Raw genomic sequence first — 13,401 nt, 5'->3', positions numbered from 1 at the left:
CCTGCCCTATCCTCTCCCCATGCTCTCCGCCCGCTTCCTCGACTACCTGCAGGCCATTCCCGACACCGACTGGGATGCCCTGCACGACGGCCATAACCCCTTCGTCAGCCACGCCTTCCTGTCCGGGCTGGAGGCCCACGGATGCCTGCGCGAGGACTGGGGCTGGCAGCCCCGGCACCTCACCCTGTGGGATGACGACACCCTGGTCGGCGCCATCCCTGGCTACCTGAAAACCAACTCCCACGGTGAGTTCGTGTTCGATCATGCCTGGGCGAACGCCTATGCGCGGCACGGTCGCGACTACTACCCGAAGTGGCTGGGCGCGGTGCCGTACTCGCCTGTGACGGGACCCCGCCTGCTGGCCCGCGAGGGCGTGGACCGGGCTGCGCTGCTGTCGGCGCTTGGCGAGCAGATGCACGGGCTGGAGGTGTCTTCGGCACACATCAATTTCCACACCGCCAGCGACGACGACGCCTTCAGTGACGATTGGCTGCTGCGCGAAGACGTGCAGTTCCAATGGCAGAACCCGGGCGACTGGACCACGTTCGATCAGTTCCTTGGCGCGATGGACCACAAGCACCGCAAGAACATCCGCCAGGAGCGGGCGAAGGTGACCCGGCAGGGAATCACGTTCCGGATGGTGCATGGCGACGAGGCCAGCCGCGCCGACCTGCAGGCGATGTACCGCTTCTATCTGCAGACCTTCCTCGAGTACGGCAATGCGCCGGCACTCACCGAGACCTTCCTGCGCCACCTGGCCGTATCGCTGGGGCGGGGGCTGGTGCTGTTCCTGGCCGAACATGAGGGCGAGCCGATCGCTGGCGCGTTGTGCCTGCGCGGGGGCGACACGCTGTATGGCCGCTACTGGGGTGGCGCCACCCTGCCCGGCCTGCACTTCGAGGCCTGTTATTACCAGGGCATCGAGTACTGCCTGCGCGAGGGACTGCGGCGTTTCGAGCCGGGCGCACAGGGTGAGCACAAGCTGGCGCGGGGATTCCTGCCGACGCTGGTGCGCAGCCGGCATTGGGTGGCCGATGCGGATTTTGCCGAGGCGCTGCAGGAGTGGTGCCAGCAGGAGCGGCGCGATGTGCGCCGGTACCAGCAGGAACTACAGGGGCACAGCCCGTTCCGCGCAGGCCCTTAGCGTCGAGTTTGTTCGACTGAGGTGGCTCTGCCGGCCAGCGGCCGGCACTACCAGCAAAAGTGCAAAGGCGCCAGACCAACGCGCGGGGCAGCGACGCCTACAATGCCTGCATGACCCGACCGCTGCCGTGGCGCCTGGCCGATGCGCCGGACGCGCCCTTTCCGCCTGCCGATACTGCCCTTCGCACGCCCGACGGCCTGCTGGCAGTAGGGGGCGACCTGCACCCGTTGCGCCTGCTCAATGCCTACGCCGGGGGCATCTTTCCGTGGTTCAGTGAGGGTGAGCCGATCCTGTGGTGGTCGCCCGACCCGCGCATGGTGTTCCATACCGACGGCGTGCATCTGTCGAGCCGATTCCGACGCCAACTGCGCCACTGCGAGTGGGAAGTGACCGCCGATACGGCCTTCAACCGGGTGATGCGGGCCTGCGCTGCGGCGCCACGCCCCGGACAGGACGGCACCTGGATCAGCCCGGACATGGTGGACGCGTACAGCCACCTGCACGACCTCGGCTTCGCCCACTCATTCGAGGTGTGGGACCGGCAGACCCTGGTCGGCGGCATCTACGGGGTGGCCATCGGCACGATGTTCTTCGGCGAAAGCATGTTCAGTGATGCCAGCGGCGGCTCCAAGATCGCCCTCGCCGCGTTGGCGGCCACCCTGCACCGCTGGGGGTGGCAGCTCATCGACGCCCAGGTGGAGAACCCGCACCTGCTGCGGATGGGGGCGGTTCACCTGCCGCGTGCGGATTTCCTGCAGCATGTGGATCTGGCGGTGCGCCAGCCCGGCCGCGAAGGCCCCTGGACCCAGGCGGTGGGGCGCTGGCCGGCCCGTGATCTGGCGGGGGTTTAACCAGATCTTTGCAAGCTGGACGAAGGGCGCGTAAAATACCGCGCCTTAGGCCCAGCGTGGCCGTTTTCTGAACCGCACAGGACTACATGTCGAAAGACGATTCCATCGAGTTCGAGGGCACCGTCAGCGAGACGCTGCCGAACACCACTTTCCGCGTTCGCCTGGAAAATGGGCACGAAATCATCGCCCACATCTCCGGCCGCATGCGCAAGAACTACATCCGCATCCTCACCGGTGACCGGGTCAAGGTCGAAATGACCCCGTACGACCTGACGAAGGGTCGTATCACCTACCGCATGAAGTAAGCGGTCGGCGTTCCGTGCCACCCTGACAAGGCCAGCCCTGGTTGCTGGCCTTTTGTCATGCCTGCAATCCGGCCCTGCCGGAGGTCACCCTGACCGAACACACCGTGGCATCGGTCAGGTGGCCTTGAGGCAGATTCGCATTCGCGTCCGCGGCGGCAAGGTGGCAGCCGATCCAGTCCGGATCGCCATCCCCTGCCCCGCCATGAACATGCATTCCCTGCCCGCTCTGTTCGCCGCGCTGGCGCTCTCTGCCGCCACCCTTTCCGCGATGCCGGCCCACGCCGCTGATGCACCGGCCGCCGGAACCGACGACTGCATCCAGCTGGGCAGCGACCAGCAGCTGGTGCGCGCCAACGCCTCGCGCAACGTTTTGCTGCGAAACGGCCAGGACCACTATGTGGTGCACTTCGAGAGCGACTGCGGCAAGGCGGCGTACTCGCGCAAGCTGGCCTTCGTCACGGACGGCCAGGAAGGCCGGGTCTGCAGCGCGGGCCGCACCGAGCTGCGCATGGAGGGTGCCGCCTGCAGCGTCGCCCGTATCGAGCCGATCGATGCGGCCACGTTCAAGCAGAAGGCACGCCAGCGCACCCGCTGAAAGCAGACACGACAAGGGCGGCCGAAGCCGCCCTTGCCTTTCACTCCCCAGCCGGGCGATGCCCGACCGGCGCCCCTTACTCCACCGTGGCCGGCAGCAGGCGTTCCGGTTCTGCGTGGGTCTCCACCACCAGCTCGTCGTCGCGGACGTCGATGCTCACCTTGCCGCCATTGACGAGCTTGCCGAACAGCAGTTCGTCGGCCAGCGGGCGCTTGATCTTGTCCTGGATCATGCGCGCCATCGGGCGGGCACCCATCAGCGGATCGAAGCCGTGGTGGGCCAGCCAGTCGCGCGCGGTCGGGGTGGCCGACAGGCTGACGTGCTTTTCCTGCAGCAGCATTTCCAGCTCGATCAGGAACTTGTCGACCACGCGCAGGATGTGCTCGAAGCCCAGCGGCTGGAACTGCACGACCGCGTCAAGGCGGTTGCGGAATTCCGGCGTGAAGCTGCGGCGGATGGTCTCCATCGCGTCGGTGGCGTGGTCCTGCTTGGTGAAACCGATCGAACGCCGCGAGGCCTGCGCCGCGCCGGCATTGGTGGTCATCACCAGCACCACGTTCTTGAAGTTGGCTTCGCGGCCGTTGGTGTCGGTGAGCACGCCGCGGTCCATCACCTGCAACAGGATGTTGAAGATGTCCGGATGCGCCTTCTCGATTTCGTCCAGCAGCAGCACGCAGTGCGGCGTCTTGACGATCTTCTCGGTCAACAGCCCGCCCTGGTCGAAGCCGACGTAGCCCGGGGGCGCACCGATCAGACGACTGATCGAATGCGGCTCCATGTACTCGGACATGTCGAAGCGGACCAGCTCGATGCCCAGCTGCAGCGCCAGCTGCTTGGTCACCTCGGTCTTGCCCACACCGGTGGGGCCGGCGAACAGGAAGTTGCCGATCGGCTTGTCCGGGTTGCCGAGGCCGGAACGGGCCAGCTTGATGGCAGATGCCAGGGTGCCGATGGCCGGATCCTGGCCGAAGATCACCATCTTCAGGTTGCGCTCGAGGTGCTGCAGCACGTCCTTGTCGGTGGCACTGACCTGCTTGGCTGGGATGCGCGCCATCTTGGCGATGATCGCCTCGACTTCCTCGACGTCGATCAGCTCCTTGCGCTGGCCTTCCGGCAGCAGGCGCTGGCGGGCGCCGGCCTCGTCGATGACATCGATGGCCTTGTCAGGCAGCAGACGGTCGGCGATGTGCTTGACCGACAGGTCCACCGCCGCCTGCAGTGCCTCATCCGAATAGGTAACCCCGTGGTGGGCCTCGTACTTGCCCTTCAGGCCCTGCAGGATTTCGTAGGTTTCACCCACGGTCGGCTCGACGATGTCGATCTTCTGGAAGCGCCGGGCCAGGGCACGGTCCTTCTCGAAGATGCCGCGATATTCCTGGAACGTGGTCGAGCCGATGCAGCGCAGCTCGCCCGAGGCCAGGGCCGGCTTGATCAGGTTGGAGGCATCCATGGTGCCTCCCGACGCCGAGCCGGCACCGATGATGGTGTGGATCTCGTCGATGAACAGCACCGCGTTGGGCACCTTCTTCAGCGCGGTGAGCACACCCTTCAGGCGCTTCTCGAAGTCGCCGCGGTACTTGGTGCCGGCCACCAGCGCGCCCAGGTCGAGCGAATAGATGATGGCGTCGGCCAGCACGTCCGGCACCGAACCTTCGACGATGCGGCGGGCCAGGCCCTCGGCGATCGCAGTCTTGCCCACGCCGGCCTCACCCACGTACAGCGGGTTGTTCTTGCGGCGGCGGCACAGGACCTGGATGGTGCGCTCGATCTCATCGGCGCGGCCCACCAGCGGGTCGATTCGCCCGGCCCGGGCCTGTTCGTTGAGGTTGCTGGCGAATTCGGTCAGGGCGTCGCCCTTGGGCTCCCCGTCCCCACCCTCCATGCGGCCCTCGCCTTCCGGGGACGACGGCTGCTCGCCCTCCTCGCCCAGCTTGGCGATGCCATGGGACAGGTAATTGACCACGTCCAGCCGGGTGATGTCCTGCTGGTTGAGGTAATAGACGGCGTGGGAGTCCTTTTCGCCGAAGATCGCGACCAGCACGTTGGCGCCGGTCACTTCCTTCTTGCCCGAGGACTGCACGTGGTACACGGCCCGCTGCAGGACGCGCTGGAAACCCAGGGTCGGCTGGGTATCGCGGCCGTCATCTTCGGCCAAGCGGGACACGGACGCCTCGATGGCCTGCTCCAGTTCCTGGCGGAGGCGGTCGGCGTCGGCGCCACAGGCCTTGAGGACGGCCTGGGCGGACGGATTGTCGAGCAGTGCCAGCAGCAGGTGTTCGACCGTCATGAATTCATGCCGGGCCTCACGGGCGCGCTTGTAGCACTGGCCGATGGTGTGTTCGAGGTCTTTGCTGAACATGGATTACTCCGGCGGCAGATGGGGACAATATGCGGCCTGACTACGCGATTTCCATCACCCTAGCGGATTGCTGCGTTCAGATGGCGTTAGTAGTGCAAATTGTTTGCCGTGGTTCACACCGGGTATTGCAGGACAGCACGCAGGCCGGGGGCAGGACCGGCCAGGCGGGAGGGGGAGGTAGAGTCGAGCTTGCTCGACTGCGGGGTCCAGTCGAGCAAGCTCGACTCTACGGGAGACCGGTCAGGCCTTTTCCATCGTGCACAGCAGCGGGTGCTGGTTCATGCGCGAGTACTCGTTGACCTGGGCGACCTTGGTCTCGGCCACTTCACGGGTAAAGACCCCGCACACGCCGCGGCCACGGGTATGCACGTGCAGCATCACCTGCGTGGCCTTGTCCAGGTCCATGCTGAAGAACTGCTGCAGGACGTCCACCACGAAATCCATCGGGGTGTAGTCGTCGTTGAGGATCATGACCTGGTAGAACGGCGGCGGCGCCACTTCCGGGCGCGCGGGCTCCACGGCAATACCGTGGTCGTGATGGGATTCGGGGGAGGACTCGCGGGGCATCCTCACATTATAGGGGGTGAGACAGCCCTGCGCCGGCCTGCCGCGGATTGGACGGCGCGCACGGCCGCCGTCACAATTACCACCTGTTCCCATGTTTCACAGGTTTTTCATGAAAAGGACCCTTCTGCCTGCGCTGCTGATCGCCCTGGCCTTTACCGGCACGGCCGGTGCAGCGCCCGCTGCGGAGAGCAGCAAGGCGGATGCCGCCATCGCCCGTCACCTGGAAAAGCTGGGTTACACGTTCGAGGTGGACGAGGACGGCGACTACCAGATGGTGTTCGACGTGGAAGGGGACCGCACGCAGATGGTCTACGTGCGGTCGGCCGTTGAGGATTTCGGCAGCCACAACATCCGCGAAATCTGGTCGCCCGGCTACGTTTCCAAGGACAAGCAGTTCCCCGAAGCGGTGGCCAACCGCCTGCTGGAGGATTCCCAGGACGCCAAGATGGGCGGCTGGGTAAAGCAGGACAAGACCGCCATGTTCGTGGTGAAGATCGACGCCGATGCCACCACCGACCAGCTCAGCGACGCCATCGATGCGGCCATCCGCACCGCCGATGCGATGGAGCTGGAGCTGACCAAGAAGGACGATCTCTGAGTTGGACGCTGAGCAGGACCCGCGCTGGGCACCGCACGCCACTGTCGCCACCGTGGTGGTGGACGGCGGCCGCGTGCTGCTGGTGGAAGAGACCATCGAGGGCCGGCAGGTGCTGAACCAGCCCGCCGGCCACCTGGAACCGGGCGAGAGCCTGGCCGCCGCCGCCCTGCGCGAGACGCGCGAGGAAACCGGCTGGACCGTGGAATTGACGGCCTTCATCGGCTGTTACCAGTGGACCGCCCCTGACGGCACCGCGTTCCTGCGTTTCTGCTACGGCGCCCGCCCGATCTCGCACGACCCGGACCAGCCGCTGGATACCGGCATCGACCGCGCCCTGTGGCTGGAGCCGGCCGAACTGCAGGCGGCCGGGCCGCGCCTGCGCAGCCCCTTGGTCTGGCGCGTGGTGGCCGACTATCTGGCCGGCCAGCGCCACCCGCTTTCCCTGGTGCAGGAGGTCGCATGAGCAGCCCACGGGTGATGGTTGGGGTGTCCGGCGGCGTGGATTCGTCCGTGGCCGCATGGCGGCTGGTGCAGCAGGGTGAGGCGGTCGCCGGTCTGTTCATGCAGAACTGGGCCGACGATGGCAGCGGCGACTGCCGCGCCGAGGATGACCGCCGCGACGCGGTGGCGGTCTGCGGCCTGCTCGGCATCCCGTTCCACTTCCGCGATTTTTCCAGCGAGTACTGGCAGGGCGTGTTCGAGCACTTCCTGGCCGAGTATGCCGCCGGCCGCACGCCCAACCCGGATGTGCTGTGCAACCGCGAAGTGAAGTTCAAGCACTTCCTCGATGCCGCCCGCGACCTGGGCGCCGAGCGCATCGCCACCGGCCACTACGCGCGCATCGCCCAGCGCGGCCAGCAGTGGCTGCTGCTGCGCGGTGCGGATCGTTCCAAGGACCAGAGCTATTTCCTGCACCAGCTGGGGCAGGAGCAACTGGCCGCCACCCTGTTCCCGATCGGCGACCTGGAAAAGAGCGACCTGCGCCGCATTGCCCGCGACGTAAGCCTGCCGACCCATGCCAAGAAGGATTCGACCGGCATCTGCTTCATCGGTGAGCGCGACTTCCGCGAGTTCCTGGGCCGTTACCTGCCGGCCCGGACCGGCCAGATCCTCGACCCGGCCGACGGCAGCGTCATCGCCGAACATCCGGGGGTGTTCTACTTCACCCTGGGCCAGCGCGAGGGCCTGAACATCGGCGGCGTGCGCGGCCGCCCGGCAGCGCCGTGGTACGTGGTGGGCAAGGATGTCGCCAGCAATGTGCTGTACGTGGACCAGGACCGCGACAGCCCGTGGATGCTGTCCGACCGCCTGCGCTCGGAAACCGCGCACTGGATCGCCGGCGCCCCGCCGGCCCGCCGCTTCGAGTGCACGGCGCAGACCCGCTACCGGCAGCCGGACGAGCCGTGTACGGTCGAGGTCCTGGACGATGGCAGCGTGCAGGTGACGTTCGCCCGCCCGCAGCGCGCCGTGACCCCCGGCCAGTCGCTGGTGCTGTATGACGGCGATGTCTGCCTGGGCGGCGCGGTGATCGCCGCCACCGATGCGCCGCTGGAACAGCGCCTGCGCACCACCCCTTCTCCTTTTGAGGTAATCGCTGCATGAGTTTCACTGTCGACGACCGCGTCCTGGCCTTGGCCGGCATTGCACAGGCCCTGCAGCAGGTACGCCGTATCGCCGATACCGGCCATTCCGATGCCGCCGCGGTACGCACGGCGGTGGACAGCGTGTTCCGCATCGATGCCGCCTCCCCGCAGGAGGTGTTTGGTGACCGCGACGCGCTGAAATCCGGCCTGCGCCTGCTGCACAACTACCTGCGCAACCAGGGCCAGGACCCGATCCTGCCCAAGCTGGCCCTGTCGGTGCTGCAGCTGGAACGCCGCTTCGTGCAGGACGGCGCCACCGTGAACAAGGTAGCGTCGGGCATCGAGCGTGCCCAGCGCCAGGCGGCCGACCTCGGCGACAGTGCCCACCCGGAGGTGCTGGCCAGCCTTGGCGGCCTGTATGCGGACACCATCAGCCACCTCAAGCCGCGCGTCATGGTGCAGGGCAACCCCCACTACCTGGGCCAGGCCGGGGTCGTGGCCGAGATCCGCGCGCTGCTGCTGGCCGCCGTGCGTTCGGCGGTGCTGTGGCGGCAGCTGGGCGGCAGCTATTGGGATTTCCTGCTCAGCCGCAAGGCGATGAGCGAAGCGGTGGACCGGCAGCTGGGCTGAGCGCCTCCCCTGTGGGGTCAGGGCCCTTTCCGTAACGGAAAGGGATCCGACCCCGGTTGGACGGCGGTGGGGCCGGATCCCTTTTCCATGGAAAAGGGCTCTGACCCCAGAACCCCGGCAGCGACGGAAATCCGGCGCGTCCAGAAGGCACATCGACGTTAAAGAGAAGGGGCGTACGGCCGATACATCCTCCGTGCACCTCCCGAGAACGTCCATGTACTCACGCATTTTCATCCGTCTGGCCGCCCCCCTGGCCCTGACTCTGCTGCTCCCCTTTGCCATCGGCTTTGAATGGCCGGCCGCCCTGCGTTGGGCGATCCTGACCACGATGACGCTGAGCTGGCTGGGCTTTGCGTGGTGGACCACCCGCGCCCAGGCGCATCGCTCCCCGGAACATGCCCGTGTCCTGCGTGAGCAGGACCAGCTGCTGACCGAGCTGCGCAATTTCGTCGGCAATGAGATCGACGGTTCGCGCGGCGAAGTGGAACGTGCCCGCGATCTGATCCGCCAGGCCGTTTCCAGCCTCGGCGGCAGCTTCGATGCGATGAACCGCAAGTCGCGCCAGCAGAGCCAGGCACTCTCGCGCATTGTCGACCGCGCCGGTGACGAAGGTGGCGCTGGCCTGGATGTCGCCCGCTTCGCCCAGCACGCCAGCAACCGCATGGAACAGCTGGTGGAAGCGCTGGAACAGGTGAGCGGCCAGAGCAGCACCACGGTGCAGCACATCGACCAGATGGCCCAGCACCTGGACGGCATTTTCGCCCTGCTGGAAGACGTCAAGTCGATCGCCGACCAGACCAACCTGCTGGCACTGAACGCCGCCATCGAAGCGGCCCGTGCCGGCGAGGCCGGTCGCGGCTTTGCCGTGGTGGCCGACGAAGTGCGCAACCTGTCCGAGCGTTCGACCACCTTCAACGAGCAGATCCGCAAGCTGGCCCACAGCTCCAAGGACGCCATTGCCAAGGTGCGCGAGACCGTTTCGCACATGGCCTCGCGTGACATGGACCGCTCCCGCGAAGCCCGCCAGGAAGCGGCGGCGATGCTGGACAACGTGGCGCAGATCAATGCCTCGCTGGGCGACGGCATGCGCGAAGTGTCCGAGTGCGCGCGTTCGATTGATGGCAGCGTGGCCGAAGCCGTGCGCGCCCTGCAGTTTGAAGACATCGCGACCCAGGCTCTGGGTGGCGTGCACACGCACCTGGACCGCCTGACCGCGATCAACCGCGAGGCCGTGGCGCTGCAAGAGCTGCTGCACCGGAATGGCGGCGTGTTCGACGAAGAGATCGCCACCGCCCTGCAGCGCACCGGCAGCCGCCTGCGCGAACTGCGCAGTGAATGGGAGCGCCCGCCGCACAAGCCGGTCGCCCAGCAGAACATGGGCGCCGGCACGGTCGAGCTGTTCTGATCCTGATGTCCGCTGCCTTTTCCGGCAGCCCCGAAGGCCCCGGTAGTTCCGGGGCCTTTGCCTGTACTCTTCCATTGGATGCCCCTGACCCGCGCGCCATGACCCTGATCCGCGCCCTGCCCCCGATCGACCCCGACCAGCGCCCCCGCAACCCGGGCGTGCGCGAGCAGCTGCAGGCGCTGGAAGCCGTGGCGCGCGAGGAGATCGAGGAACTGCGCCAGCTGGCCGATGCCCGCCCCGCCCCGCCCGTGCTGGCCGTTGAGCTGCTGGGGATGGCGTGGGATCTTGGGCTGGATGGGGAAGCGCTGTAGATCCACGCCACGCGCGGATGGGCCTGTCCTGCTGCAGTAGACGGCCCTGCAGGGAATGCGGTTTATGCCCGGGTTCATCCACGCATGGCGTGGATCTGCCTGGGCAGAGCTGTTGCGCGGCATTATGCTCAGGTCCCGCTCGTGGAAAACCGATGGCCCAATTGACGCCGTGTGCGCACGAGTGCGGCAGGAATTCCGTCGCGGTTCATGAACCCACCGCGGTAGATCCACGCCATGCGTGGATGATTGCGGGTGCGGGCATCAGTGCCGACCAACGGTCGGCACCTACCGGGCTTACCGGGCCAGGGCGATGGCCGGGGGGGCGTGCTGCTGGCGCAGCCACAGCGCCAGGTCGCGCGGGCTCAGCGGGCGTGAGTACAGGTAGCCCTGGATCTCATCACAGCCCTGGCGACGCAGCAGGTCTTCTTCCTGGTGCGTCTCCACGCCTTCGGCCACGACCTTCATGCCCAGCGCATGGCCCAGATGGACGATGGCCTGGGTGACTTCCGCCGTACCCGTGTCATGCAGCATGCCCTGCACGAAACTGCGGTCGATCTTCAGCCGCCCCACCGGGAACCGGTTGAGGTAATGCAGGTTGGAGAACCCGGTACCAAAGTCGTCCACCGCCAGCGGCACGCCGTGCCGTTCCAGCACGTCGAAACAGTGGCGCAGGATGTCGGTGTCACGGATGAGCGCCGATTCGGTCAGTTCCAGCTCCAGCCGCTGCGGCGGCCAGCCATGGGCGTGGCAGATCTCGATCACGCGCTCGGCGAACCCGCGGTCACGCAGCTGCACGGCCGAGACGTTCACCGCGATGCGTTCGAAACGCAGGCCGGCACGATCCCACGCTGCCGCCTGGCGGCAGGCTTCGGACAGCACCCAGTCGCCGATGCGGACGATCTCGCCGCACTTCTCGGCAATGGGAATGAACTCGGCCGGGCTGCAGTAGCCCACGCCGGGGCGATGCCAGCGCAGCAGTGCTTCAATGGCCGGCGGCTCACCGTGGTGGGCGTGCAGCAACGGCTGGTAGGCCAGGCTGAATTCCTCACGCTCGATGGCGCCGTGCAGGCCGTGCTCGATCTCCAGCCGGCGCTGGATGCGCGCCAGGGCGTCCTGGCTGTAGTACTGATAGGTGTTGCGGCCGGCTTCCTTGGCTGCGTACATCGCCGCGTCGGCGGCACGCAGCAGGGAGTCGAAATCAGTCTGGCTGTCGCCCAGCATGGCGATGCCCACGCTGGCGCCGACCTTCAGCGTGGTATCACCACGGCGCAGCGGCTCGGCCAGGGAGCCGATCAGCTTGCGCGCCACGTGGCCGGCGTCTTCTGGCTCGGCCAGGTCGCGCAGCACCACGATGAACTCGTCGCCGCTGAAGCGGCCGAACAGATCGTTGTTGCGCAGGTTCTGGTGCAGGCGGGTGGCTGCGGCCTTCAGCAGCGCATCGCCGGTGGCGTGGCCGAAGCTGTCGTTGATGTTCTTGAAGCCATCGAGATCGATGAACAGCATCGCCAGCGAGGTGCCGCGGTCACGGGCCTCCTCGATGGCCTCGGCGGTCTGCTCGCCCAGCAGTACGCGGTTGGGCAGGCCGGTCAACAGGTCGTAGTGGGCCAGCAGCTCGATGCGCTCGTTGGCTTCGCGCTCGCGGGTGATGTCACGGAACAGGACCACGAAGCGCGGCGGCAGGCCGTCGCGGCGATCCAGTTCAATCAACACCTGCACCCACACGCGCAGGCCGGACTGGCGGTAGAAGCACAGATCCAGCTGTTCGGGCAGGCCACCACCGGCAATACGCAGCAGTGCGGCTTCAAAGTGCGCGCGCGAATCCTCGGTGTACAGCGCCAGCGCCTGGTCCAGGGTGATCGGCTCCTTGCGCAGGCCGTGGATGCGGTAGCACTCCTCGGTCCACTGCATGTGCCGGGTGCTGACTTCGATCTCGCAGCCGCCGATGCGGCCCAGGGCGGAAACACGGTTGAGCAGTTCGGTCCGCCAGCGGATGAGCGCATCGGTCTGGTGCTGTTCGGTGATGTTCTGCACCTGGCCGAGCAGGCGCTTGGGATGGCCGTCCATGTCCAGCAGTGGCTGCATCCACAGCCGCAGGTGCTGCGACGGCTCGCTGCCGCGGGTCAGCTCCAGCTCAAGGTTGGCCGCACGGCCATCACGCCAGAGCCGGCGCCATGCCGCGCGCAGCGCGCCGCGCGAACGCGGATGCAGCTGCTTGAGCCAGCGCCGCTGCCCGGGCACTTCGCCCGGCGCAAGGGCCAGCAGGGAGCGTAGCTCCGGCGACCACCAGAACCGATGGTTGGTAGGGTCGAACGACCAGCTGCCCATGCTGGCGATGCGCTGTGCCTCGCTCAGGTGCAGCTGCTGTTCCTGCAGCAGTGCTTCCAGCTGCTTCTGCTGTTCGATATCGGTATGGGTGCCGACCATCCGCAGCGGCTGGCCATCGGCAGTGCGGGCGACCACACGGCCACGATCCAGCACCCAGCGCCACTGGCCATCTTCCTGGCGGAAGCGGAACTGCGCGCTGTACTGTTCGCTCTGTCCACGCAGGTGTTCGTCCAGTGCGGCACGCACGTCGGCCAGATCATCGGGATGCACCCGGGAGAGGATGACGTTGGCCGTCTCGTCCACCAGCGCCGGCGTGCGCAGCACCCGGTTGCTGGGAATGTCCCAGTCCCAGAGGCTGTGGCCGGCACTTTCCAGCGCCAGCTCCCAGCGCCCGCCCGTATCCACCGGTACCGGCTCGGGCACGCTGAGGGTAAAGGCCAGCAGGTTGCCACTGCCGTCGTGAACCGCGCGCAGGTAGCCATCGAAGTGGCCGCGCGGGCCGCCCGGCAGCGTGCAGGCCACGATGCCTCCGTCGGCTGCCAGCAGCCGCAGGTCCTCAAGCATCGGCGCATAGGCCGCCACCGTCGCCGGCAGGGCGTGTTCGCGCGCCGCCGGATTGGCTGCAAGCGGACGGCCGCCACGGTCGACGATGACCAGCGCCGAGGCAAGCGGGTGCTGCAGCAGGCTGGCGATGATCCCTTGGTCCACGCGATGTTGCTCCGGATTGG

The 13,401-nt window shown here is 67.1% G+C and carries 13 protein-coding genes; 10 read left to right on the top strand and 3 right to left on the bottom strand.

Translation table 11 applies throughout. The features are described from left to right. The first annotated feature begins 19 nt into the window (after positions 1–19). The 4 genes from C1924_RS09960 to C1924_RS09945 all read left to right on the top strand — a co-directional run bounded on the left by C1924_RS09960 (position 20) and on the right by C1924_RS09945 (position 2,895). The gene (locus C1924_RS09960; RefSeq protein ID WP_108765147.1) at positions 20–1,144 is read left to right on the top strand and encodes a GNAT family N-acetyltransferase; all 1,125 of its coding nucleotides are present in this window, start codon (positions 20–22) and stop codon (positions 1,142–1,144) included. Positions 1,145–1,254: 110 nt separating this feature from the next. After that, a complete protein-coding gene (gene aat / locus C1924_RS09955; protein ID WP_108767018.1) occupies positions 1,255–1,995 on the top strand; it encodes a leucyl/phenylalanyl-tRNA--protein transferase in 741 nt (246 codons plus the stop codon). Between the two features lie 86 nt (positions 1,996–2,081). Further along, positions 2,082–2,300 (top strand): translation initiation factor IF-1, encoded by a 219-nt coding sequence (gene infA / locus C1924_RS09950; protein WP_005409596.1) that lies wholly within the window; start codon positions 2,082–2,084, stop codon positions 2,298–2,300. A gap of 202 nt (positions 2,301–2,502) precedes the next feature. Next, positions 2,503–2,895 carry a hypothetical protein gene (locus tag C1924_RS09945; protein ID WP_108765146.1) on the top strand — a complete coding sequence of 131 codons (393 nt, stop codon included), beginning with the start codon at positions 2,503–2,505 and terminating at the stop codon, positions 2,893–2,895. Positions 2,896–2,971: 76 nt separating this feature from the next. Here C1924_RS09945 and clpA read toward each other — a convergent pair whose 3' ends face one another. Together clpA and clpS are read right to left on the bottom strand one after the other, a co-directional pair. Beyond that, a complete protein-coding gene (gene clpA / locus C1924_RS09940; protein ID WP_108765145.1) occupies positions 2,972–5,254 on the bottom strand; it encodes an ATP-dependent Clp protease ATP-binding subunit ClpA in 2,283 nt (760 codons plus the stop codon). Positions 5,255–5,494: 240 nt separating this feature from the next. Next, complete coding sequence (clpS, locus tag C1924_RS09935) at positions 5,495–5,821, bottom strand: ATP-dependent Clp protease adapter ClpS (RefSeq protein WP_079221861.1); 327 nt, start codon at positions 5,819–5,821, stop codon at positions 5,495–5,497. A 109-nt stretch (positions 5,822–5,930) separates the two neighbouring features. On the opposite strand from clpS, the gene C1924_RS09930 reads away from it, so the two are divergent. The 6 genes from C1924_RS09930 to C1924_RS09905 all read left to right on the top strand — a co-directional run bounded on the left by C1924_RS09930 (position 5,931) and on the right by C1924_RS09905 (position 10,348). After that, positions 5,931–6,419: a hypothetical protein gene (locus C1924_RS09930; RefSeq protein ID WP_108765144.1), complete on the top strand. Its 489-nt coding sequence runs from the start codon at positions 5,931–5,933 to the stop codon at positions 6,417–6,419. Position 6,420: 1 nt separating this feature from the next. Further along, entirely contained in the window at positions 6,421–6,882 is a 462-nt protein-coding gene (locus C1924_RS09925) for an NUDIX hydrolase (protein WP_108765143.1), read from the top strand. After that, positions 6,879–8,021, top strand: a complete 1,143-nt coding sequence (mnmA, locus tag C1924_RS09920) for a tRNA 2-thiouridine(34) synthase MnmA (protein ID WP_108765142.1) — start codon at positions 6,879–6,881, stop codon at positions 8,019–8,021. Before C1924_RS09925 ends, mnmA begins: the two co-directional genes overlap by 4 nt. Next, positions 8,018–8,632, top strand: coding sequence for a high frequency lysogenization protein HflD (hflD, locus tag C1924_RS09915; RefSeq protein ID WP_108765141.1), 615 nt, complete (start codon positions 8,018–8,020; stop codon positions 8,630–8,632). The genes mnmA and hflD overlap by 4 nt, the downstream gene beginning before the upstream one ends. A gap of 214 nt (positions 8,633–8,846) precedes the next feature. After that, complete coding sequence (locus C1924_RS09910) at positions 8,847–10,037, top strand: methyl-accepting chemotaxis protein (protein WP_108765140.1); 1,191 nt, start codon at positions 8,847–8,849, stop codon at positions 10,035–10,037. A gap of 98 nt (positions 10,038–10,135) precedes the next feature. Continuing rightward, positions 10,136–10,348: a hypothetical protein gene (locus C1924_RS09905; protein ID WP_108765139.1), complete on the top strand. Its 213-nt coding sequence runs from the start codon at positions 10,136–10,138 to the stop codon at positions 10,346–10,348. 294 nt (positions 10,349–10,642) lie between these two features. On the opposite strand, the gene C1924_RS09900 is transcribed toward C1924_RS09905, so the two are convergent. Then, positions 10,643–13,381, bottom strand: coding sequence for a GGDEF domain-containing phosphodiesterase (locus C1924_RS09900; protein ID WP_108765138.1), 2,739 nt, complete (start codon positions 13,379–13,381; stop codon positions 10,643–10,645). Positions 13,382–13,401 lie beyond the last annotated feature (20 nt).

This window comes from Stenotrophomonas sp. ESTM1D_MKCIP4_1 (genome assembly GCF_003086895.1).
Classification (GTDB): Bacteria; Pseudomonadota; Gammaproteobacteria; order Xanthomonadales; family Xanthomonadaceae; genus Stenotrophomonas.
Note: the sequence above shows the minus strand (reverse complement) of the source record. Positions and strands in the feature narration are given on the sequence as shown.